The sequence below is a fragment of the Corynebacterium sp. AOP12-C2-36 genome (genome assembly GCF_052379185.1).
Classification (GTDB): Bacteria; Actinomycetota; Actinomycetes; order Mycobacteriales; family Mycobacteriaceae; genus Corynebacterium.
Window position 1 is genome coordinate 119,365 of sequence record NZ_JBQSYJ010000005.1, and the last position, 20,688, is coordinate 140,052.

Consider the following 20,688-nt stretch of genomic DNA (forward strand, 5'->3'; position numbering starts at 1 on the left):
AACCGGGGAACCACACCACCCATGATCGCCGTGAGCATCACCGTCGCACGCGAGCGCACCGTGGAGGCCACCGTGGCCGACACCGTGCCCGTCGCCGAACTCGTCCCACACCTGGTCGACGCCTCCCCCGGGGAGGTCTGGCGCTTGTCCGGCCCGCTCGGCGTGCTGCGCCCGGAGGACTCCCTGGCGCAGTCCGGGGTCCGCCCGGGCGAACGCCTCACCCTCGACAAGGACGCACTGCCCGCCCCGCCGGTCGACGACGTCGGACGCCTCAGCGCGCCGGTGGCATCCTCCCCGGCGGTGTGGGTCGCCGCGCTGCTCACCGCCACGGTGTGCTCCCTCGTGTGGGCGCCGCTGTGGGCCCCCGAGGAGCACGTGCGCTGGCACCCCGCCGACGTCAGCGACCTCGCCGTGGCACTGCTCGCCGGGGACGTCGCCGGACGCGGCGGCGCGCTGGCGGTGTGCGCGGTGCTGCTGCTCGCCACGCTCGCCGCGGCCGCCGGTTCCCTGGTGGACCGGCGTTTCGTACCGGTGGCGGCGGTCCTCGGCTTCGGGCTCGGACTGCAGGTCAACGTTCTGACGGCCTGCGTTTTCGCCGCGATGTCGGTGTGGCGCCCCGGGGTTGTGCGCACCGTGACCGTGGGCCTGGCGCTGGCCGCCGCGGTCAACGTGAGCCCGGGGCTGACCACGCTGGTGGCCGTGGTGGCGTTGACCTTCTCCGGGCAGCTCGCCGTGGGTCTGGCCGGCATCACCCTGCCGCGGGTGCCGGCGACCGGGCTTTTCGCCGCCGCCGCGCAGGAGGGCGGGGCCAGCGGGGTCGTCGGGGCCACCGACGGCCCTGCCGACCGTTCCGACCGGGCTGCCCGGGCGCTGCGCCTGCACCCTGCCATCGTGGTGACCTGCTGTGTGGTCATACTCGCCGGTGCCGTCCAGCTCCTGCCCCTTCACGGCGAGGCGAGCTTGTGGACGTTGGCCGCGCTGCTCGCCGTCGCCGTGACCGGCCTGTCCGCGCGCGCCACCCGCCCGGTGCACGCGGTGACCGTCACCGTCACCGCCGTGCTCCTGCTTCTCTGGGTGGTGCTGCAGCTGCCCGCACCGTGGTCGCTGCTGGCCCTGGCGCCGGTGGCCCTGCCGGCGGTGCGGATCACCTCCCCGCTGGCCGGACGCGTCCTCGACGTGCTGGAGACCGTGGCCTTCACCGTCTCCGTCCCACTGCTGATCAGCACCACCGGTGTCTTCGAGGTGCTGCGGGGTATCGGATGAGCCCGATACGGCAGCGTGTACGGGCGGCGGTGCTGGTACCGCTGGCCCTGCTCGTGGCGTCCGGCGCGGTGGTGCTGCCACCGGCCCAGGCGCAGCAACGCTGCGATGAGCCGCTCGTCGGCGACGTCCTGCCCGTCGACGTCGCCCTGCCGCACGACCTGTCCACCGGGCACGACGTGGGGGTCGCCGTGGTGGACACCGGGGCCTCCGCCCCAGGCGTGGTCACCGAGCGCCCCGGCGACCGGGACCACTGCCTGCTGCACGGCACCGCGGTGACCGGGGTGCTGCGCACCGTCGCCCCGGGAGCACGCGTGGTCTCCGTACGCCAGGGCGACGGGTCGAACACCACCGTCGCCGACCTCGTCGACGCACTCGACCGAGCCCGCACCACCGCCTCCGAACACGGGGTGCGGATCCTCAACGTCTCCGTGGTGGCCTGCGAGGACACCGCCGAACTACGCCGCGCCGTCGACGCCGTGGAACGCGAGGGGCTGCTGCTCGTCGCCGCCGCCGGCAATGCCGGACAGTGCCGGGACGACCAGGCCCCCTACCCCGCCGCGCTGCCCGGCGTACTCACCGTGGGCGGGGTCGACGCGCGAGAACCGGATACCGATCCCGACACCGACCCCGACGCCGGACGACGCCCCGCCGACTACTCCGTGCCCGGCGAGTGGGTGGACCTGCACGCACCGGGCGGTCCGGTGTCGGCGACGCTGCAGACCGACGGCACCGACAGGACGATCGTCGGCGACCCCGCCCCGTTCTCCGGCACCAGTTTCGCCGCACCCGTGGTCGCGGGTACGGCCGCCCTGGTGTGGCAGCTGCGCCCGGAACTCTCCGCCGCCGAGGTGCGCGCCCTGCTCGTCGACACCGCCGAGCAGGGTGTGGTGCCGGTGGTCTCCCCGGTGGCGGCGGTGGGCGCGGTACTGGACCGGGCGGGTTCCGCAGAAATCGCAGGGCACGCTGAAGCCGCCGCGCACTACGAGATGCCCGCCGAGGTCTCCGTGGTGCGTGCCGTCGACGTCCCGGCGGACCTGCGGGTTCCCCTGGCGTTGGCGGGGGTCGTGGCGGTGGCGATATTGACCGCGTTCATCCTTCGGGTCCGCCGCTAGCGACCGGTGAGGGTGCGGCTCGCCCGCTCCTCGGAGAGCACCCCGCCGTCCGGCAGTCCCTTCAGCACCCGGAACGGCACCTGCGCCAGGTCCTCGACACCGGAACCATCCTCACCCTCCACCAGCCCCAGCACCCGCAGGTCCTCGGCGGCCGTCACCTGGTAGCGCACCCCGGATTCGGCGACGAGCACGTAGCCACGCTCGGTGAGCAGGGCGGAGGTACCCCGCGGGCCCACGAAGTGCGAGCCCGGCCGCGGGGCGTCGCGCTCGAGATCATCGGCCATCACCACATGCTCACCGATGCACACCTCACCCACCGCCGCCCCGTCCACCAGGTCCAGCTCCACCGGCACATGCGACAGGGCCGCCAGCCCGGTGACCTCCGGTCGCGACAGCACCACCGACAACGGTTCGCTGGCCTGGTGCGGCACCAGGGCCTCCACGATCGCCCGGCGCGCACCGGTGACCTCGGCGACACCGTCCTGCCCGGTGAGGAAGACCCGGTCGCCGGCGGCGACGGCGTGCTGCAACGAGCCCAACGCCACGTCCGGCCCACGATCCAGGACCTCCAGCACGTCCTGGCTCACCGGAACCGGGGCCACCCCCAGGGCCCGGGCCAGCACCGGGCCGTCCGGCAGCAGCAACCGTCGTCCGTCCACCGCCAGCCACGTGCCGGACGGTGCGGCAAGCACCGCCGCCCCGGCGTCCGGCAACGCGGGTGCGGCGACCACCCCGTCGGCGCAACGCGCCCAGGACACCACGGGGGCGGGCACCAGGCCCGGGGCGTCCGGCACGCCGAGCGTGGGCCCGGTACCGAAGGACGCCAACTGCCCCGACGTCGAGGAGGTCACCTCCTCGGGCGCGCCGAGCAGCAGGCGGGCGGAGGCGACGTTGGTCACCGGGTGGAAGTCGGTGCCGATGCGCACGTGCAGGGTGCCGGCCTCGTCGGCGACGATGCCGGCGTCGTCGATGGACGGCTGGGGCCGCAGCATCGCCACCAGCAGGATCCCGCCGGTGACCAGCAGGGTGAGCAGCAGCCCCACCCCCACCGCCCGACGCTGCGTGCGCAACGGGTCCTGCGCCATACGCGCATCCCCGGTGACCAGTGCCAATTCGGCGCGTCGCAGCAGGAACGAGTAACCGGACACCTGCAGACCTGTGGTCCTCATGAAAGACTTCCCCCTGTTGTTTCCCCCGGCACACTGTGCCTATGCTTGCGGGTGGTACATCATCGGGTGCGCTGGGGGCAGGGGAAACCGAGGGGGAGTTCATGGGCAGGTTTATGGCTGCGGTGCGGTGGTACCACCGGCAGGTGCACGGCGGAGCCGCGGCCGGTGAGGGCGAGCGGGTGTGGTTCCGCGTGCACGTGCCGCACACACGGACCTGGGGCGAGGCGCACGTCGACCCCGTGGCGCTGGACGCCCCGCTGCTCGAGAGCCTCGCCGCGGGCCTGCGGGTGGGCTCCGGGCTTCTGGCGACCGCGGTGGCCCCGTCGCCGCGGGCGTCCTCCCCGCTGGAGCGTTCCTACGTGGGCCTGGCGTCGCTGCTGCGTATCCCTGGGCATTGCCTTGTCGGCGTGCCTGCCGAGGCGGCCGAGCGGATGCCGTGGGCGGCGGCGGGCTGTGGGCTGCTGGCCTCCCGGTTGCCCGATCTACCTGCAACGGCGACGATGCGCAGCGGGCTGCAGGCCGGCCCGCTGCCCGGCTGGATGGTGGGCACGGACGTGTACGGGGCGCCGGTGGTGCTGCACCTGCCGCCGGGGACCACGGTGCTGCTGCGCGGGCGGGACGCCGCGACGGTCGCGCGCACCGTCGCGCCGTCCGGCCGCGTCCCGGGGCAGGACGTGGCGCTGGTCGAGTCGGCCGAGGCGTGGCGCGCCGCGTGGCATCCGCAGCGCTGCCGCGTGGTGGTGCAGGACGGGGAGTTGGACGAGCTTCTCGCGGATGTGGTGGCGGACGTGGTGGTCGACCTCGACGCCGGGACGCTGATGTCGGCCGACGTCACTGTCGAGGTGACCGCCCTGCCGCTGCGGGTGCCCCGCTAACCTGGGGGCCGTGAAGAGACTCGTCGCGGGCATGGAGCGCCACCAGATCGCCCTGTACCTGCTCGCCATCCTTGTCGGCGGTGTCGTCGGCATGCTGGCAGGGTCCGGTACCGCCGGGGCGGCCGGGCACCTGGTGAACCCGGTGCTGGGTCTGCTGCTCTACGTGACGTTCCTGGGCATCCCGCTGCGCCGGGCATTGTCCACCCTGCGCGACCTGCGCTTCCTGGCCACGGTGGCCATGGTGAACTTCGTGGCCGTGCCGTTGGTGGTGTGGCTGCTGACCCGGCCCATCGCCGGGGACGAGGTGCTGCTCGTCGGGGTGCTGTTCGTGCTGCTGGCCCCGTGCATCGACTACGTGATCGTGTTCACCGGGCTCGCCGGTGGCGCGGCAGACCGGTTGCTCGCCGCGGCCCCGCTGCTCATGGCCGCCCAGATGCTGCTGCTGCCGGTGTTCCTGTGGGCCTTCCTCGGATCCGAGGTACTGGGCGGATTCGACGCCGGCCCCTTCGTCGAGGCGTTGGGGGTGCTCATCGTGCTGCCGCTGTGCGCCGCCGCGGCGACCCAGGCGATCCCCGGGCGGGCGGGGGACGCCGTACGCGAGGTGATGGCCGGGCTCATGGTCCCGCTGATGATGCTGACCCTGGCGCTGGTGGTGGCATCACAGATCGCCGGGGTGAACCGGCAACTCTCGTGGCTGGTGCAGGTCGTGCCCGTGTACGTGGCGTTCGTGGTGGTGATGACGGCGCTGGGCTGGCTCGCCGGACGCCCCGGCGGCGGGACGCCGGGTGCGCTGGACGTGCCGGCGCGTCGGGCGGTGGTATTCACCGGGGTGACCCGCAACTCGCTGGTCGTCCTGCCGCTGGTGCTCGCCCTGCCCGCCGGCTACGAACTCGCCCCGCTGGTGGTGGTCACCCAGACACTCGTCGAACTGGTGGCGATGGTGGTGCTGGTCAGGACGGTTCCGCTGATGATCCCTGAGCGTCCGACGCATCCACCGGTGCCCGCCGGTCACGGGTGACGGCCACGCGGGCCGCCATCTCGTCCTGCGGCGGGTACTGCACCTCCACGAGGTTCAGCCCGCACGCCGGGGCCACGGCGACCGCCGAACTGCGTGAACGCTCGTCGAGCAGCCCACGGGTGAATGCCTCGTCGCGGCGCCCCTCCCCCACGCTCAACACCGCGCCCACCAGGGAGCGCACCATCGACCAGCAGAAGGCGTCCGCCACGACCGTCGCCTCGTAGGTCTGCGGTTCGGCGACGGTGGACACGTCACGCCAGGTGAACTCCTGGAGTTCGCGCACCGTGGTGGCGTTGGGCCGGTACTTGCAGAAGGCGGCGAAGTCGTGCAGGCCGACCAGGACGTCCGACGCGGTCTGCACCGCGGCGAGATCCACGTCGCGCCGCCAGGTGGCGGTGTCGCGGGCGCGCACCGGCAGCACCCCGGCGTCCGCGGTGGTCACCCGGTAGCGGTAGCGCCGCGACAGCGCGGAGAACCGCGCGTCGAAACCCTCCGGTGCGGCCGTGGCACCGTGCAGGCGGATGTCCGTCGGCAGCATCCGCGACAGCCGACGCACCAGCGCCTCCGGTCGGTCCAGCGAGCGTTGCTCGAACGCGGAGGACGGCAGGTCGACGTGCGCTACCTGCCCGTCGGCGTGCACGCCGGCGTCGGTGCGTCCGGCGACGACGAGCTCCACCGGTTCCCGCACGACCAGCGACAGCGCGTCCTCCAGCACACCAGCGACGGTCCGCAGACCCTCCTGCGGACCCTTCTGGCGCGCCCAGCCGTGGAAGTCCGTGCCGTCGTAGGCGACGTCGAGCCGGACGCGGACCTGCCCGGTCATGAATCCTCCTGGGTGGTGTTGCCGTCGCGGTCGTCATGGTTGTCGCGGTCGTCGTGTCGGCGCCGGCCCCAGCCGCTCGCCCGGGAACCGGACAGTCCGGCGAAGCCCGGGTAACGGCGCTGGTTGTGGCCGGGGGCGGAGTCCGGGAATTCCAGGGCCTCGAACTCGGCCGTCTCAGCCATCTCGGCCACGCGACGGCTCTCCTGGTCGCCCGCCCCGCCGAGGGAGTACATGCACACCCCGATGATCATCAACCAGACCGTCAACGTGTCGAAGGCCAGCCGCTCGTAGGCGCCCGGCATACCGCGCGGCCCGAGCAGCAGCAACGCCAGCAGGCCCACCACCGAGGCTGTGAGCATCAGGCGGGTGATCGGCAGGTAGCCGCCGTAGATCAACGGGTGCGGACCACGTCCCCCCGCGGTGCGGGCCGTCCCGACACCGGTGAGGAAGGCCATGAACGCCCACATCAGGATCGCGTAGAACAACATGGACAGGTCGTGGATCGCCGCGGACACGTCGTAGGGGAACAAGCCCGCCAGCATGTACATCGCGCCGGCGCCGCCGATGAGCACCGCGGACATGCGCACCGAGCGGTGCCTCTCCGACCCGGCGGCGATCCACATCACCCCGGCGGCGACCACGATGAGGAACCCCGCGGCCACGTAGGAGACGTTGGTGACCAGGTAGGCGGGGTTGCAGACGTACCGGGTGCCCAGGTTGTCACGCAGCACCTGGCACTCGGTGACGGTGTAGTCGCCGAGCCGGTTGTCCGTGAAGGAGTACAGGCCACGCCAGCTCAGCAGGGCGGCGATGTGGCCGAACCCGGTGGCGAGACCGCTGAGGATCAGCAGCACGCCGGAAAGTCGGTAGGTCAACACAGGGCATGACTCTACCAAGGAGAACGCCGGGAACCACGTTCACGACTGCACATGCAACAACGCCCGCCCTCACCGTTTCACGGTGGGGACGGGCGTGGTCGATTTCCGCGTGTGCGGAGAGTACCGGGGACTTACTTCTCCTCGGTGGACTCCTCAGCCTCTGCAGCCTCGTCGGCGGCAGCGGCGTCGGTGGCCTCGTCGGCCTCGACGACCGGTGCGTCCTCGGAGACCGGGGTCTCCTCGGCGGCCTTGGAGGCGGCCGCGCGGGTGGCGCGGGTCGCCTCGGAGGAGGCGAGCTCCTCGAGGACCAGGGAGATCTGGCTCATCGGAGCGTTGTCACCCTTACGGTTCTCGAGCTTGATGATGCGGGTGTAACCACCGTTACGGCCCTCGAACTTCGGCGCGAGCTCGTTGAACAGGTAGGCGACGACCTCCTTGTCCGTGATGAGCTTCAGCACGTTACGACGGTCGGCGACGGTACCCTTCTTCGCCTTCGTGATGATCTTCTCGACGTACGGGCGCAGCAGCTTGGCCTTCGCGTCCGTGGTCTTGATGGCGCCGTGCTCGATGAGCTGAGCTGCCAGGTTGGCGAGGATCTTCTTCTGGTGGGAAGCAGATCCGCCGAGGCGGGCACCCTTCTTCGGGGTAGGCATAACTTCTCCTCGTGTGTTTCTCTAGTCAGACTGTGTCAAGCGCGGTGTCGGCGAACCACCGGTGTCCCACACAGCACAGCCGACGGCGGTTCCCGAAACGAGTTGCTACTCTGCGATGTCTTCGCCCTCGGTGTCGACGAATTCGCCGGACTCCGGGTCGTAGCCCTCAATGTCGTTGATGTCGAAGCCCTCGGGCGCGTCCTTGAGACCCAGGCCCAGCTCAGCGAGCTTGACCTTGACCTCGTTGATGGACTTCTGACCGAAGTTGCGGATGTCCAGCAGGTCGGACTCGGTCCGGCCGGCGAGCTCGCCGACGGTGTGGATGTCCTCACGCTTCAGGCAGTTGTACGACCGCACGGAGAAGTCGAGGTCCTCGATCGGGGTGCTGTAGGCGGCGATGTGCTCGGTCTCCATCGGGGACGGGCCGATCTCGATACCTTCAGCAGCCAGGTTGAGTTCCTGGGCCAGACCGAACAGCTCCACCAGGGTCTTGCCTGCGGACGCCATGGCGTCGCGGGCGGTGATGGAGTTCTTCGTCTCGACGTCGATGACCAGCTTGTCGAAGTCCGTGCGCTGTTCCACACGGGTTGCCTCGACCTTGTAGCTGACCTTCAGCACCGGGGAGTAGATCTGGTCGACCGGGATACGGCCGATCTCACCGGTGGTGGGTGCGGCCGGGACGTATCCGCGGCCACGCTCGACGACGAGCTCGATGTCGATCTTGCCCTGCTCATTCAGGGTCGCGATGTGCAGGTCCGGGTTGTGGACCTCCACACCGGTCGGGGTGACGACGTCAGCCCCGGTGACCTCACCGGCGCCCTCCTTGCGGATGTACATCGTGACCGGCTCATCGGAGTCCGAGGACAGAACCAGGGCCTTGATGTTCAGGATGATGTCGGAGACATCCTCCTTCACGCCGGGGATGGTGGTGAACTCGTGGAGCACACCCTCGATCCGGATGGAGGTGACCGCTGCGCCCGGGATGGACGACAGCAGGGTACGGCGCAGCGAGTTTCCGAGGGTGTAGCCGAAACCCGGCTCCAGCGGCTCGATGACGAACCGGGAGCGGGCGGGGCTGACGAACTCTTCGCTCAACGCCGGGCGCTGTGAAATGAGCATCTTGCTTCTCCTAGGTGGCGACCGTTATTTGACGCCGTAGGGATGAACAACTGAATACTTCTCGGGAACCGCCACCGGCCCATGCAGGCGGTGACGGGGTGAAACGGTGGTGCGACGAACGTCCTACTTGGAGTAGAACTCGACGATGAGCTGCTCCTGCAGCGGGACGTCGATCTGGGCGCGCTCGGGCAGCTGGTGCACGAGGATGCGCAGGGAGGACGGCACGACCTGGAGCCAGGCCGGGACGACGGCGTCGACCAGGAGCTCCTGGGCCTCCTCGAACCACAGCATCGAGCGGGAACGGTCCCGGACGTCGATGATGTCGTACTGGGAGACCTGGAAGGACGGCACGTTGATGTTCTTGCCGTTCACGGTGAAGTGACCGTGGGAGACGAGCTGACGTGCCTGTCGACGGGTGCGGGCCAGGCCTGCACGGTAGACGACGTTGTCGAGACGCGACTCCAGGAGGATCACCAGGTTGTCACCGGTCTTGCCGGGACGACGGTTCGCCTCGGCGTAGTAACGGCGGAACTGCTTCTCCATGACGCCGTAGGTGAAGCGGGCCTTCTGCTTCTCCTGCAGCTGGGTCAGGTACTCCGACTCCTTGATGCGCGTACGACCGGCCTGTCCCGGGGGGTACGGGCGACGCTCGAACGAGCGGTCCCCGCCGACGAGGTCGACGCGGAGACGACGGGACTTACGGGTGGCGGATCCGGTATAGCGAGCCATGTGGTATCCCTATCCTTTCTTCTAGACGCGACGACGCTTCGGCGGACGGCAGCCGTTGTGCGGCTGCGGGGTCACGTCGGAGATCGTTCCGACCTCAAGGCCGGCGGTGGACAGGGAACGGATGGCGGTCTCGCGGCCGGAGCCCGGGCCCTTGACGAAAACGTCGACCTTCTTCATGCCGTGCTCCATCGCCTTGCGGGCGGCGGACTCGGCGGCCATCTGGGCAGCGAACGGCGTGGACTTACGGGAGCCCTTGAAGCCGACGTGTCCCGAGGAGGCCCAGGAGATGACAGCACCCTTCGGGTCCGTGATGGACACGATGGTGTTGTTGAAGGTGGACTTGATGTATGCGGCGCCGTGGGCCACATTCTTCTTTACGACGCGACGGCCGGTACGGCGTGCGCCGGAGCGTGCTTTGGGAGGCATAGACTACTTCTTCTTTCCTGCGATCGTCTTCTTCGGGCCCTTGCGCGTACGAGCATTGGTCTTCGTGCGCTGACCGCGCACGGGCAGGCCACGACGGTGGCGGATGCCCTGGTAGCAACCGATCTCGATCTTGCGACGGATGTCAGCCTGGACCTCGCGGCGAAGATCGCCCTCGACCTTCCAGGTGCTCTCGATCGCGTCCCTCAGAATGGAGATGTGCTCGTCCGTGAGGTCCTTGGACCGCAGGTCGGGAGAGATGCCGGTCTTCTCCAGCAGCTCGGCGGCACGGGCGGGGCCGATGCCGTAGATGTAGGTGAGTGCAACCTCCATGCGCTTGTCGCGCGGGAGGTCAACACCAGCAAGGCGTGCCATATGGCAGTTCCTTCCGGATTACAGCGGCGGTTTTCTCCACACACGTCCCGTGGTTCCGTCCCTGCCCCGCCCGGTGAAGGGTGGGGAGAGGGACGGCGGGCTCCAGCCGCCGCGGCCGAAGGTGGTTGCCCGGGTTACGGTCCCCGTGAAGGGGACGGCTACCGTGCGGGCGGATGAGTGGAGGCTTGAATGACTTGTGCGACCAGCGCTACCGGTCGGAGTCGTCTACTTGTAGCGGTAGACGATCCGGCCGCGAGTCAGGTCGTAGGGAGACAGCTCCACGACGACCCGGTCCTCGGGGAGGATACGGATGTAGTGCTGACGCATCTTGCCGGAGATGTGTGCGAGCACCTTGTGCCCGTTGTCCAGCTCAACGCGGAACATCGCGTTCGGCAAGGGCTCGACGATCTTGCCCTCAACCTCGATGGCGCCTTCTTTAGCCATATCCTCCACTTTTCCCGGCCCACCCCGTGAGGGACGGACCTTTAGGTCTGGTCTCGTTGATGTGTCGGGCAGACTGCTATTTCACAGTGCCCCAGTGTTCACACCAACGGTTGACCATACGGCATCGGCCCTGGACATGACAAATGCGGGTGCATTCGTCACGTCCAGGGCCGTGAGGTCCGGTGTACTCCGGTGTAATCCGGGAAGCCCGGGAAAACTCAGTACCGCGGGGTGAGGATCCGCGGGCCGTCCTTCGTGGCGGCGACCGTGTGCTCCCAGTGGGAGGCCGGCGTACCGTCGAGCGTCTTGACACCCCAGTCGTCCTCGAGGACGTAGGAGTCCACGGTGCCGAGGGCGAGCATCGGCTCGATGGCCAGCGTGCTGCCCTCCTCGATGCGCGGTCCCTTGCCGGGGGCGCCCTCGTTGGCGAGGTAGGGGTCCTCGTGCATCTCGTGACCGATGCCGTGGCCGCCGTACCCGTCGACGATGTAGAGCTGCACACCGAACTTCTCGACGGCCTGCTCGGTGGCCTCCTCCAGCGCCCAGGAGATGTCGGTGAGGCGGTTGCCCGGGAGCATCGCCTCGATCCCCTGGTACAGCACCCACTCAGTGGCCTGGTTCAGCTTGAGGGTCTCGGGGGCGAGCGCGTCGTCCCCGCCGACGGCGAAGGTCCAGGCGGAGTCGCCGACCCAGCCGTCGAGGGTGGCGCCACAGTCGATGGAGACCAGGTCGCCGTCCTTCAGCACGGTGGCCGAGTCCGGGATGCCGTGGACGATCATGTCGTTCACGGAGGAGCAGATGCTCCCCGGGAATCCGCCGTACCCCTTGAAGGTGGGCACGGCGCCGGCGGAGCGGATCGTCTCCTCGGCGACGGCGTCGAGGTCGAGGGTGCTCACACCGGCCTTCGCGGCGGCGCGCACGGCCTGCAGGGCACGTCCGACGATCTCGCCGGACGCCTGCATCGCGTCGAGCTCCCCAGGGGTCTTGCCCTGGATGACCTTGTTCTTCCTACGGAAACCCATCATCAACCAATCAGCGCGTTCAGCGGTCCAGTGCGTCCAGCGTGGAGGACGAGATGTCCTCGACGGTACCCTCGGCGTCCACGTTGACGATGATGTCAGAGTAGTAGTCGATCAGCGGGGCCGTCTCGTCGCGGTAGACCTGCAGGCGGGTGCGGATCGTGTCCTCGGTGTCGTCGCTGCGGCCGCGGGCCAACATGCGCTCCACCACGACGTCCTCGGTCACCTGGTAGTTGAGGACGTTGTTCAGGGACGTGCCCTTGCCCTCGAGGATCTCCGAGAGGATCTCGGCCTGCTCGACCGTGCGGGGGAACCCGTCGAGGAGGAAGCCGTCGGCGGCGTCCTGCTGGTCGAGCCGCTTGCTCACCATGTCGGCGGTGACGGAGGTGGGGACGAGCTTGCCGGCGTCCATGTACTCCTGCGCCTGGCGACCGAGGTCGGTCTCCTTGGAGATGTTCTCCCGGAAGAGATCACCCGTGGAGATGTGCGGCACGCCCAGCGAATCGGCGAGGATGGCGGCCTGTGTGCCCTTACCTGCACCGGGAGGGCCGAGGAGAACGAGTCTCATTTGAGGAATCCTTCGTAGTTGGCTTGCATGAGCTGGGACTCGATCTGCTTGACGGTGGTCAGTGCGACCGAGACCATAATCAGGATAGCGGTACCACCGAATGCGCCGAGACTTGAGGCGGCGCCGTCAGAGGCAAGTCCCATCGTAATCGCTACGTTCGGCAGAACGGCGATGACGGCGAGATAGATCGAACCGACGAGCAGCAGACGGGTCATGACGTACCAGAGGTACTCGGCGGTGGGACGCCCCGGACGGATGCCCGGGATGAATCCACCGTACTTCTTCATGTTGTCGGCCTGGTCGTTCGGGTCGTACTGGATCGACACGTAGAAGTACGAGAAGAAGATGATCAGCAGGGCGAAGATCAGGATGTAGGGCCAGCTGGACGGGTCCGAAAGCATGGTCATCACGTTGCGGTTCCACCAGTTGTCCTCCTGCCCGGCATTGCCGGACTGGATGATCTGCGTGATCAGGATAGGCACGGTGAGGATCGAGGAGGCGAAGATCACCGGGATCACGCCCGCCTGGTTCACCTTCAGCGGCAGGTACGTGGAGGTCTCCCCGTACTGGCGACGACCGACCATGCGCTTGGCGTACTGCACCGGGATACGGCGCTGCCCCTGCTCGATGAAGATGACGGCGATGACCAGGATCAGCACCGCCACCACGACACCGGCGAAGACGAAGCCGCCGGAGCTGCGCAGGATCTGCATGCCCTGCGCCGGCAGCTGCGTGGCGATACCGGCGAAGATCAGCAGCGACATACCGTTGCCGACGCCGCGGTCGGTGATCAGCTCACCGAACCACATCACCAGCACGGCACCGGCGGTCATGATGAGCACCATCATCACCAGGCCGAAGATCCCGACGTCCTCGTGGAGCACGCGGACGTCGCTGCCCAGCAGCTGCTGGCGGTCGGCCAGCGCCACGATGCCCGCCGACTGCAGCAGGGCCAGCGCAACGGTGAGGTAGCGGGTGTACTCGGTCATCTTGGCCTGACCGGACTGCCCCTCCTTCTTGAGCTGTTCGAAGCGCGGGATGACCACGGTCAGCAGCTGCACGATGATCGACGCGGTGATGTACGGCATGATGCCGATCGCGAAGACCGACAACTGGAGCAGGGCGCCACCGGAGAACAGGTTGATCAGCGTGTACATGCTGTTCGATCCGTCCTCGGTCAGTGAACGGACCTGCGAGGTGACTTCCGCGTAGTCGACACCGGGGGTCGGGATCTGTGCTCCGATCCGGTAGAGGATGATCATCGCAAGGGTGAAGAAGATCTTCTTGCGGAGATCAGCATCCCGGAACGCCGAGAGCAAGGCGGTCACGTTTGCCTCCTGGCTCGGCAGTCTCGGTCGGGAGTACCACTCCCGGGTCGGGCCGCCGAAGGTTTCTGCTTGGGGTAGGTGTTCGGTCACTGGGTCCCCTGCCGGACACCCCCGAGAACTTTCGGGCGCACCACATGGGGACAGACAACTGCACAAGGATAGCAGGGGTCGCATGGAAGGTTACACTTCCGTGACCAACTCCGCGGTGCCGGACGCCGAACCCTGTGCGCACACCGCCGTGCGGTGTCCCCGTCACGCGTCAGCGGGCGCTGCGGGATCCCCGTGCGAGCACCGTGTACGCGATGTCTGCCCCCTCCCCCACTGCCCCGTAACCCGCACACACGAAAACCCCGCCCCCGCCGAATAATCGGCGGGGGCGGGGTTCATTCACCGGCGGTGTCCGTCAGGCACGAGGCCCGACAGCTACCACACGGGTGATACTAGGATGCGTCGGCGGCGTTCTTCACGCTACCGCCGGCAGCCTCGATCTTCTCCTTGGCGGAGCGGGAGAACTTGTCCGCGGTCACGTTCAGTGATGCGGAGATCTCGCCGTCGCCCAGGACCTTGACGGGCTGGTTGACGCGGACCAGGCCGGCGGACACGATGTCCGCCACGGTCACGTCGCCGCCCTTGGGGAATGCCTTCTCCAGGTCAGAGACGTTGACGACCTGGAAGACGACCTTCGCCGGGTTCTTGAAGCCCTTGAGCTTCGGCAGACGCATGTGCAGCGGCATCTGGCCACCCTCGAAGGCGGCAGAGACCTGCTTGCGGGCGCGGGTGCCCTTGGTACCACGGCCGGCGGTCTTACCCTTGGACGCCTCGCCACGACCCACGCGGGTCTTGGCGGTGTTGGCGCCCTTGGAGGGCCGCAGGTCGTGCAGCTTGATGGGTTCGCTCATGATTACTCCCCTGCTACTTCCTCGACCTGGACCAGGTGGCGCACGGTGTTGATCTGACCGCGGACGATGGGACCGTCCTCACGGGTGACCGACTGACCGATACGCTTCAGGCCCAGCGAGCGCAGCGAGTTGCGCTGCTTCGAAATGGTTCCGACAGTGCCCTTGAGCTGGGTGATCTTCAGTGCCATCTCAATCACGCTCCCTGTCCTGCGGCGCGGGCGCGCAGCATCTGAGCCGGGGCGACCTCTTCGAGGGACTTACCGCGACGTGCGGCGACCTCTTCGGGGCGGACCAGCTGCTTGAGTGCGTCCACGGTGGCGTGGACGACGTTGATCGCGTTGTCGGAGCCCAGGGACTTCGACAGGACGTCCTGGACGCCGGCGCACTCGAGCACGGGGCGGGCGGCGCCACCGGCGATGACACCGGTACCCGGCGCAGCGGGCTTCATCCACACGACACCAGCGGCAGCTTCGCCCTGGACCTCGTGGGTGATGGTGCCGGCGATCATCGGGACGCGGAAGAAGTTCTTGCGAGCTTCCTCGGCACCCTTCTGGATGGCGGCGGGGACTTCCTTGGCCTTGCCGTAGCCGACGCCGACCATGCCCTGGCCGTCACCGACGATCACGAGGGCGGTGAAGCTGAAGCGACGACCACCCTTGACGACCTTGGAGACGCGGTTGATGGTCACGACGCGCTCGAGGAACTGCGAGCGCTCGTCCTGCTGGTCGCGACGGCCACCACGACGGTCGTCACGACCACCGTTGTTGCCGCGGCCGCGGTTGTCCTTGTTGTCCTTGTTGTTGCTGTCGGCGGTGCGTCCGCCGTTACGATCCGACATCACGCAGTCCTTCCGTCGGTGAAAATATTGTCGTTGCGCATTAGAACTTCAGACCACCTTCACGGGCGGCGTCGGCCAGGGCGGCGACACGGCCGTGGTACTGGTAACCACCACGGTCGAAGACGACGGCCTCGACACCGGCGGCCTTGGCGCGCTCGGCGATCAGCTGACCGATACGGGCGCCACGGTCCTTCTTGTCACCTTCCAGCGCACGGACGTCCGGCTCGATCGTCGACGCAGCGGCCAGGGTGTGGCCCTTGGTGTCGTCGATGACCTGGACGTGCATGTGACGGGAGGTGCGGTGCACCACGAGACGCGGGGTCTCGGGGGTACCGGTGATGTTCTTGCGCAGACGGTAGTGACGACGTGCGCGTGCGACGCGGCGGCGGGTGGAGATGTCCTTGCCCACCGGGAGGCGCTTGTTGCTTGCAGTGCTCTGTGCCATCTCTACTTACCCGTCTTTCCGACCTTGCGACGGATCTGCTCGCCCGCGTAGCGGATACCCTTGCCCTTGTAGGGGTCGTCCTTACGGAGACGACGGATATTTGCGGCGATCTGTCCGACCTGCTGCTTATCGATACCGGTGATGGAGAACTTGGTGTTTCCGTCGACCGCGAAGGTGATTCCCTCGGGGGCCTCGATGAGGACCGGGTGGGAGTAGCCGAGGGCGAACTCGAGGTTGCTGCCCTTGGCCTGGACGCGGTAGCCGACACCGAAGATTTCCATCTTGGTGGTGTAGCCCTCGGTCACGCCGACAACCATGTTGTTGACGAGGGACCGGGACAGGCCGTGCAGGGAGCGGTTCTTGCGGTGGTCGTCGGGACGGCTCACCACGAGCTCGTTGTCCTCCTGGACAACGGAGATGGGATCCGGGATGACCTGCGAGAGAGTTCCCTTGGGGCCCTTGACCTCGACGTTCTGACCGTCGATGGTGACGGTGACGCCGGAGGGAACGGCCACGGGGTTCTTACCGATTCGTGACATTGCTTCGTCCTCCTTCTACCAGACGTAGGCGAGGACTTCCCCACCCACGCCCTTCTCGGTCGCCTGACGGTCGGTCAGCAGGCCATGGGAGGTGGAGATGATCGCCACGCCCAGGCCGCCGAGGACCTTCGGGAGGTTGGTGGACTTGGCGTACACGCGCAGGCCCGGCTTGGACACGCGGCGCAGACCGGCGATCGAACGCTCGCGGGTCGTGCTGTACTTCAGTTCCAGGGTGAGCTTCTTGCCCGTCGAGGCGTCCTCGACGGCGTAGTCGGCGATGTAGCCCTCGGACTTGAGGATCTCGGCGATGTTGGCCTTGATCTTCGAGGACGGCATCGAGACACTGTCGTGGTACGCGTTGGACGCGTTCCGCACGCGGGACAGCATGTCCGCGATGGGGTCAGTCATGGTCATGAAAGTGACCTCTTGCCTTTCTCGTCACGGTTCCCCGTCCACCCGGGCGTCACCGCGCATTTGTGTCCGGCAACTCGACGCTCCCCGGACTCAGTAGTCCGGATTGCTCGCTGCCTTGTGTTCCGCGCGGCCGCAATAGGCGGTGGGCCTGCGACAAAGTGGTTCATGTTCAGAGAGTCTCGACATGCTGCGGTGTCGCGGCGCGATCCTCATCGGACGCACTCGGCCCACAGCGAGACCTGTTCACGCTACCAACCTGGGCAAACAAAGGCAAAACCGACGTCCTCCGCCCACCGCCAGCCTTCCGCCCACCCCGCCCGATCGTTGTTCCGGACAACTATGGGCGTAGGCTCTACACCTGCATCCATCTTCCGGGACACAGTGAGGACACTCCAGCGCAATGTGCGGCATCGTCGGCATGGTGGGTAACCAGCCGGTCAACCAGGACATTTACGACGCTCTTCTGCTCCTGCAGCACCGCGGGCAGGACTCGACGGGCATGGCCACCGCCGAGGACGGCGGTCACATGCACCTCTTCCACGCCCGTGGCATGGTGCGGGAGTCCTTCCGCACCCGCGACATGCGGGCACTGCTCGGCACCGCCGGGCTGGGACACGTCCGGTACGTGACCCGTGGTGCGGCCTCCAACGAGCAGGAGTCGCAGCCCTTCTACGTCAACTCCCCCTACGGCATCACCCTGGTGCACAACGGGAACCTGACGAACACCCGCGAGCTGACCACGGAGATGCGCCACCGCGACCGTCGTCACCTCAACACCTCCAGCGACACCGAGCTGCTGCTCAACGTCCTGGCCAATGAGCTGCAGTCCACCACCGGGCCGGACGACCTCAACGCCGACGGCATCTTCGACGCCGTCACCGCCACGATGGGACGCATCGAGGGCGCGTACGGCGTGATCTCGCTGATCGCCCACCACGGGCTGCTCGCCTTCCGCGACCCCAACGGCATCCGCCCGCTGGTGCTGGGCCGTCGGCGCCCGACCGCCACGGGCGGTTCGCACGCCGTGGGCGGGCACGACGAGTGGGTCGTCGCCAGCGAGTCTTTGGTGCTGGAGAACGCCGACTACGAGATCGTGCGTGAGGTCGCCCCGGGTGAGGCCGTGTTCATCACCGCCGACGGCGTGCTGCACTCGCGCCAGTGCGTCGCAGACGCCACCCTGGAGCCCTGCTCCTTCGAGTACGTCTACCTCGCCCGTCCGGACTCGGTGATGAACGGCATCAGCGTCTACGACTCCCGCCTGCGCATGGGCGCACGGTTGGCGAAGACCATCGCCGAGCACGTGCCCACCGAGGACGTGGACGTGGTCATGCCGATCCCGGACTCCGCGCGTCCGGCGGCGATGGAGGTCGCCCGCGTCCTGGACCTGCCCTACCGCGAGGGGTTCTTCAAGAACCGCTACGTGGGACGCACGTTCATCATGCCGGGCCAGGCGGTGCGCAAGAAGAGCGTGCGCCAGAAGCTCAACGCGATGTCCACGGAGTTCGCCGGCAAGCACGTCCTGCTCATCGACGACTCGATCGTGCGTGGCACCACCAGCTACGAGATCATCGCCATGGCGCGCGCCGCCGGTGCCCGCGAGGTGAGTTTCGCCTCCGCGGCCCCGCCGATACGCTACCCGCACGTCTACGGCATCAACATTCCCGACCGCGCCGAACTGGTGGCCGCGGGACGGTCCGTGCCGGAGGTGGCCCAGGTGCTCGGCGCCGACCATCTGGTGTACCAGAAGGTCGAGGACCTGGAGGGCGCGATCCTCGACGGACAGACGGACACCCAGCTCGACGGGCTGGACATGAGCTGCTTCGACGGCAAGTACGTGACCGGCTCGGTCACCCAGGAGTACCTGGACTGGGTCCGCGACAACCAGGACTCCTGAGCGCTACGCTCGGGGGCATGCTCGAACTCTTCCGCGGCCGGGTCGCACCCGGCCAGCCGCTGATCGTCGTCGCCGTCGCCTCCGAGGCCGCCGAGATGGACGAGGACGCCCCCGTCCTCATCACCGGCATCGGACGGCTCAACGCCACATTGGCGCTGACCGACTGCCTGCACCGCTACCTGCGTGCCGGCGGCCTGCCCAGCGCGATCGTCAACATCGGCACCGCCGGGGCGCTACGCCCCGGACTGACCGGGGTGCGCCGGATCTCCCGCGTGCTGCTGCACGACTTCTCCCACGACGGCGTGGCGCGCCTGACCGGACGCGACGAGTACCCGCCGATCGACCTCGGTGCGCAGGGCACCGACGGCCTCACCCTGGCCACGGGCGACGTCTTCGTCGAGGACGGCGCCACGCGCGACCGACTCGCGCAGGACGCCGACCTGGTCGACATGGAGGGCTACGCCGTCGCCGCCGTCGCCCAGTGGTTCGGGGTACCGGTCGAGTTGGCCAAGGTGGTCAGCGACTCGGCGGACGACACCGCCGGCGACTCCTGGCAGCTGGAGATGCCCGCCCTCGCCCGCGAGCTGGCCGCGCACTCCCGCCAGGCGATCGGCGGACCGGAGACACCGCGCCCGTGACTGCGGTAAGCATGTGCTAATTTCATGCCATGTTCCCGCGCCGCCTGCCGTCCCTGTTCCTCGCCGTATCTGCCGCGTCCGTCCTGGTTGCCGGCTCGCTGACCGCCTGCGGCGTCGGCGCCGACAACGGTTCCGGCACCACCGCCGAGGCGCAGGAGACGTCCTTCGACACCGCCCTGGACGACTTCACGGAGATGGCGGACGCCGGGATCACGGACCCGCACGGGCAGCGCGGGGTGTCGCACGCCGACACCGTCGGCGACGTCACCCCGATCGACGGTGACGGCAGCGACAGCAGCGCTGCGGAGGACGCCGAGCTGCCGGTGGAGCTCACCGACGCCGACGGCCGCGACGTCACCGTCGACGACGTCTCCCGGATCATCCCGCTCGACATCTACGGCACCATCTCGCGCACGCTGGCCGGGCTGGGACTGCGCGACAACATCGTGGGACGCACCGTCTCGTCGACCGAACCCAGCCTGCAGGACCTGCCGGTGGTCACCCAGGGCGGGCACTCGATCAACGCCGAGGCGGTGCTGAACCTCAACCCCTCCCTGGTCGTCGTGGACGGCACGATCGGCCCGGACGACGCCCTCAACCAGCTGCGCGACGCCGGGGTGTCCGTGGTGAAGATCAACCCGAAGCACACCATCGACACCGTCAGCGAGGACATCGACACCATCGCCGGCATCGTCGGACTGCCCGGCAACGGCGAACGTCTCGGCGAGCGTGCGGACGCGGAGATCTCCCGCGCCGTCGAGGCCATCGACGACGCGCTCGGCGACGTCTCGGGCGACCCGCTGCGCATGGCGTTCCTCTACGCCCGCGGCGACGGCGGCGTGTTCTACATCCTCGGCCCCGACGACGGCACCGACGACCTCATCGAGTCCCTCGGCGGGGTGGACGCGGCGAAGGAGGAGGGCATCGGCCAGGCCTCCCCCGCCAACGCCGAGTCGCTGGCGGACCTCAACCCGGACGTCATGGTGATGATGTCGGCCGGACTGGACTCCACCGGCGGGCTGGACGGCCTGCTCGCCAAGCCGGGCATCGCCCAGACCACCGCCGGGCAGAACGAGCGCATCCTGGCGATCCCGGACAGCCAGTCGCTGAGCTTCGGCCCGCAGTCCGGCGAGATGCTGCTCACCGCGGCGACCGCCCTCTACGGGGATGCAGCCGACAGCGAGTAACTTGGGGGCCGACAACCTCGCCCCCAACCCCCGTGAAG

At 68.4% G+C, this 20,688-nt stretch carries 25 protein-coding genes; 7 read left to right on the forward strand and 18 right to left on the reverse strand.

Annotated features, from left to right (window positions below; all coding sequences use genetic code 11):
• Positions 1 to 21 precede the first annotated feature (21 nt).
• A complete protein-coding gene (locus tag ACT3UN_RS05930) occupies positions 22 to 1,263 on the forward strand; it encodes an EsaB/YukD family protein (RefSeq protein WP_444656732.1) in 1,242 nt (413 codons plus the stop codon).
• Positions 1,260 to 2,375, forward strand: a complete 1,116-nt coding sequence (locus ACT3UN_RS05935) for a S8 family serine peptidase (protein WP_444656734.1) — start codon at positions 1,260 to 1,262, stop codon at positions 2,373 to 2,375. Before ACT3UN_RS05930 ends, ACT3UN_RS05935 begins: the two co-directional genes overlap by 4 nt.
• Here the strand turns inward: ACT3UN_RS05935 and eccB are convergent.
• On the reverse strand, positions 2,372 to 3,544 hold the full coding sequence (gene eccB, locus ACT3UN_RS05940) for a type VII secretion protein EccB (protein ID WP_444656736.1): 1,173 nt from the start codon (positions 3,542 to 3,544) through the stop codon (positions 2,372 to 2,374). The genes ACT3UN_RS05935 and eccB overlap by 4 nt on opposite strands.
• Positions 3,545 to 3,645: 101 nt before the next feature.
• Between eccB and ACT3UN_RS05945 the strand changes: the two genes are divergently transcribed.
• Positions 3,646 to 4,419 (forward strand): hypothetical protein, encoded by a 774-nt coding sequence (locus ACT3UN_RS05945; RefSeq protein WP_444656738.1) that lies wholly within the window; start codon positions 3,646 to 3,648, stop codon positions 4,417 to 4,419.
• 10 nt (positions 4,420 to 4,429) lie between these two features.
• Complete coding sequence (locus ACT3UN_RS05950; protein ID WP_444656739.1) at positions 4,430 to 5,437, forward strand: arsenic resistance protein; 1,008 nt, start codon at positions 4,430 to 4,432, stop codon at positions 5,435 to 5,437.
• On the opposite strand, the gene truA is transcribed toward ACT3UN_RS05950, so the two are convergent.
• From truA to rpsH, 17 genes are all read right to left on the reverse strand, one after another.
• A complete protein-coding gene (gene truA / locus ACT3UN_RS05955) occupies positions 5,370 to 6,260 on the reverse strand; it encodes a tRNA pseudouridine(38-40) synthase TruA (RefSeq protein ID WP_444656740.1) in 891 nt (296 codons plus the stop codon). The genes ACT3UN_RS05950 and truA overlap by 68 nt on opposite strands.
• Entirely contained in the window at positions 6,257 to 7,138 is an 882-nt protein-coding gene (locus ACT3UN_RS05960) for a DUF998 domain-containing protein (RefSeq protein ID WP_444656741.1), read from the reverse strand. Before ACT3UN_RS05960 ends, truA begins: the two co-directional genes overlap by 4 nt.
• 131 nt (positions 7,139 to 7,269) lie before the next feature.
• Positions 7,270 to 7,791 (reverse strand): 50S ribosomal protein L17, encoded by a 522-nt coding sequence (gene rplQ / locus ACT3UN_RS05965; protein WP_301443746.1) that lies wholly within the window; start codon positions 7,789 to 7,791, stop codon positions 7,270 to 7,272.
• A 105-nt stretch (positions 7,792 to 7,896) separates the two neighbouring features.
• Entirely contained in the window at positions 7,897 to 8,910 is a 1,014-nt protein-coding gene (locus ACT3UN_RS05970) for a DNA-directed RNA polymerase subunit alpha (RefSeq protein ID WP_301443745.1), read from the reverse strand.
• Positions 8,911 to 9,033: 123 nt separating this feature from the next.
• Entirely contained in the window at positions 9,034 to 9,639 is a 606-nt protein-coding gene (rpsD, locus tag ACT3UN_RS05975) for a 30S ribosomal protein S4 (RefSeq protein WP_038546451.1), read from the reverse strand.
• A gap of 21 nt (positions 9,640 to 9,660) precedes the next feature.
• Positions 9,661 to 10,065, reverse strand: a complete 405-nt coding sequence (rpsK, locus tag ACT3UN_RS05980; RefSeq protein ID WP_038546448.1) for a 30S ribosomal protein S11 — start codon at positions 10,063 to 10,065, stop codon at positions 9,661 to 9,663.
• Between the two features lie 3 nt (positions 10,066 to 10,068).
• On the reverse strand, positions 10,069 to 10,437 hold the full coding sequence (gene rpsM, locus ACT3UN_RS05985; protein ID WP_301443816.1) for a 30S ribosomal protein S13: 369 nt from the start codon (positions 10,435 to 10,437) through the stop codon (positions 10,069 to 10,071).
• Between the two features lie 225 nt (positions 10,438 to 10,662).
• Entirely contained in the window at positions 10,663 to 10,881 is a 219-nt protein-coding gene (gene infA, locus ACT3UN_RS05990; protein WP_291477496.1) for a translation initiation factor IF-1, read from the reverse strand.
• A gap of 218 nt (positions 10,882 to 11,099) precedes the next feature.
• A complete protein-coding gene (gene map / locus ACT3UN_RS05995; RefSeq protein ID WP_301443815.1) occupies positions 11,100 to 11,903 on the reverse strand; it encodes a type I methionyl aminopeptidase in 804 nt (267 codons plus the stop codon).
• 19 nt (positions 11,904 to 11,922) lie between these two features.
• A complete protein-coding gene (locus ACT3UN_RS06000; RefSeq protein ID WP_301443814.1) occupies positions 11,923 to 12,468 on the reverse strand; it encodes an adenylate kinase in 546 nt (181 codons plus the stop codon).
• Positions 12,465 to 13,796 carry a preprotein translocase subunit SecY gene (gene secY, locus ACT3UN_RS06005; RefSeq protein ID WP_301443813.1) on the reverse strand — a complete coding sequence of 444 codons (1,332 nt, stop codon included), beginning with the start codon at positions 13,794 to 13,796 and terminating at the stop codon, positions 12,465 to 12,467. Before secY ends, ACT3UN_RS06000 begins: the two co-directional genes overlap by 4 nt.
• Positions 13,797 to 14,236: 440 nt before the next feature.
• Complete coding sequence (gene rplO, locus ACT3UN_RS06010) at positions 14,237 to 14,695, reverse strand: 50S ribosomal protein L15 (protein ID WP_441578942.1); 459 nt, start codon at positions 14,693 to 14,695, stop codon at positions 14,237 to 14,239.
• 2 nt (positions 14,696 to 14,697) lie between these two features.
• Positions 14,698 to 14,883: a 50S ribosomal protein L30 gene (rpmD, locus tag ACT3UN_RS06015; RefSeq protein ID WP_441578941.1), complete on the reverse strand. Its 186-nt coding sequence runs from the start codon at positions 14,881 to 14,883 to the stop codon at positions 14,698 to 14,700.
• A gap of 5 nt (positions 14,884 to 14,888) precedes the next feature.
• Positions 14,889 to 15,533: a 30S ribosomal protein S5 gene (gene rpsE / locus ACT3UN_RS06020; RefSeq protein WP_444656742.1), complete on the reverse strand. Its 645-nt coding sequence runs from the start codon at positions 15,531 to 15,533 to the stop codon at positions 14,889 to 14,891.
• Positions 15,534 to 15,573: 40 nt separating this feature from the next.
• The gene (gene rplR, locus ACT3UN_RS06025) at positions 15,574 to 15,978 is read right to left on the reverse strand and encodes a 50S ribosomal protein L18 (protein WP_444656743.1); all 405 of its coding nucleotides are present in this window, start codon (positions 15,976 to 15,978) and stop codon (positions 15,574 to 15,576) included.
• 2 nt (positions 15,979 to 15,980) lie between these two features.
• Positions 15,981 to 16,517, reverse strand: coding sequence for a 50S ribosomal protein L6 (rplF, locus tag ACT3UN_RS06030; protein WP_444614975.1), 537 nt, complete (start codon positions 16,515 to 16,517; stop codon positions 15,981 to 15,983).
• Between the two features lie 15 nt (positions 16,518 to 16,532).
• Positions 16,533 to 16,931 carry a 30S ribosomal protein S8 gene (rpsH, locus tag ACT3UN_RS06035; protein ID WP_441588114.1) on the reverse strand — a complete coding sequence of 133 codons (399 nt, stop codon included), beginning with the start codon at positions 16,929 to 16,931 and terminating at the stop codon, positions 16,533 to 16,535.
• Positions 16,932 to 17,331: 400 nt separating this feature from the next.
• On the opposite strand from rpsH, the gene purF reads away from it, so the two are divergent.
• The 3 genes from purF to ACT3UN_RS06050 are packed head-to-tail and all read left to right on the forward strand — an operon-like array spanning position 17,332 to position 20,650.
• Positions 17,332 to 18,825 (forward strand): amidophosphoribosyltransferase, encoded by a 1,494-nt coding sequence (gene purF, locus ACT3UN_RS06040; RefSeq protein WP_444656744.1) that lies wholly within the window; start codon positions 17,332 to 17,334, stop codon positions 18,823 to 18,825.
• Between the two features lie 17 nt (positions 18,826 to 18,842).
• The gene (locus tag ACT3UN_RS06045; RefSeq protein WP_301443233.1) at positions 18,843 to 19,463 is read left to right on the forward strand and encodes a nucleosidase; all 621 of its coding nucleotides are present in this window, start codon (positions 18,843 to 18,845) and stop codon (positions 19,461 to 19,463) included.
• Positions 19,464 to 19,492: 29 nt separating this feature from the next.
• Complete coding sequence (locus ACT3UN_RS06050; RefSeq protein WP_444656745.1) at positions 19,493 to 20,650, forward strand: heme/hemin ABC transporter substrate-binding protein; 1,158 nt, start codon at positions 19,493 to 19,495, stop codon at positions 20,648 to 20,650.
• Positions 20,651 to 20,688 lie beyond the last annotated feature (38 nt).

Bases quoted from the DNA above. Each gene is read 5' to 3' on its own strand.
- ACT3UN_RS05930 (WP_444656732.1), top strand. From the start codon at position 22: ATGATCGCCGTGAGCATCACCGTCGCACGCGAGCGCACCGTGGAGGCC.
- ACT3UN_RS05935 (WP_444656734.1), top strand. From the start codon at position 1,260: ATGAGCCCGATACGGCAGCGTGTACGGGCGGCGGTGCTGGTACCGCTG.
- eccB (WP_444656736.1), bottom strand. From the start codon at position 3,544: ATGAGGACCACAGGTCTGCAGGTGTCCGGTTACTCGTTCCTGCTGCGA.
- ACT3UN_RS05945 (WP_444656738.1), top strand. From the start codon at position 3,646: ATGGGCAGGTTTATGGCTGCGGTGCGGTGGTACCACCGGCAGGTGCAC.
- truA (WP_444656740.1), bottom strand. From the start codon at position 6,260: ATGACCGGGCAGGTCCGCGTCCGGCTCGACGTCGCCTACGACGGCACG.
- rplQ (WP_301443746.1), bottom strand. From the start codon at position 7,791: ATGCCTACCCCGAAGAAGGGTGCCCGCCTCGGCGGATCTGCTTCCCAC.
- ACT3UN_RS05970 (WP_301443745.1), bottom strand. From the start codon at position 8,910: ATGCTCATTTCACAGCGCCCGGCGTTGAGCGAAGAGTTCGTCAGCCCC.
- rpsD (WP_038546451.1), bottom strand. From the start codon at position 9,639: ATGGCTCGCTATACCGGATCCGCCACCCGTAAGTCCCGTCGTCTCCGC.
- rpsK (WP_038546448.1), bottom strand. From the start codon at position 10,065: ATGCCTCCCAAAGCACGCTCCGGCGCACGCCGTACCGGCCGTCGCGTC.
- rpsM (WP_301443816.1), bottom strand. From the start codon at position 10,437: ATGGCACGCCTTGCTGGTGTTGACCTCCCGCGCGACAAGCGCATGGAG.
- infA (WP_291477496.1), bottom strand. From the start codon at position 10,881: ATGGCTAAAGAAGGCGCCATCGAGGTTGAGGGCAAGATCGTCGAGCCC.
- map (WP_301443815.1), bottom strand. From the start codon at position 11,903: ATGGGTTTCCGTAGGAAGAACAAGGTCATCCAGGGCAAGACCCCTGGG.
- ACT3UN_RS06000 (WP_301443814.1), bottom strand. From the start codon at position 12,468: ATGAGACTCGTTCTCCTCGGCCCTCCCGGTGCAGGTAAGGGCACACAG.
- rplO (WP_441578942.1), bottom strand. From the start codon at position 14,695: ATGAGCGAACCCATCAAGCTGCACGACCTGCGGCCCTCCAAGGGCGCC.
- rpmD (WP_441578941.1), bottom strand. From the start codon at position 14,883: ATGGCACTGAAGATCACCCAGCTCAAGGGCACTGTCGGAACCATTTCG.
- rpsE (WP_444656742.1), bottom strand. From the start codon at position 15,533: ATGTCGGATCGTAACGGCGGACGCACCGCCGACAGCAACAACAAGGAC.
- rplR (WP_444656743.1), bottom strand. From the start codon at position 15,978: ATGGCACAGAGCACTGCAAGCAACAAGCGCCTCCCGGTGGGCAAGGAC.
- rplF (WP_444614975.1), bottom strand. From the start codon at position 16,517: ATGTCACGAATCGGTAAGAACCCCGTGGCCGTTCCCTCCGGCGTCACC.
- rpsH (WP_441588114.1), bottom strand. From the start codon at position 16,931: ATGACCATGACTGACCCCATCGCGGACATGCTGTCCCGCGTGCGGAAC.
- purF (WP_444656744.1), top strand. From the start codon at position 17,332: ATGTGCGGCATCGTCGGCATGGTGGGTAACCAGCCGGTCAACCAGGAC.
- ACT3UN_RS06045 (WP_301443233.1), top strand. From the start codon at position 18,843: ATGCTCGAACTCTTCCGCGGCCGGGTCGCACCCGGCCAGCCGCTGATC.
- ACT3UN_RS06050 (WP_444656745.1), top strand. From the start codon at position 19,493: ATGTTCCCGCGCCGCCTGCCGTCCCTGTTCCTCGCCGTATCTGCCGCG.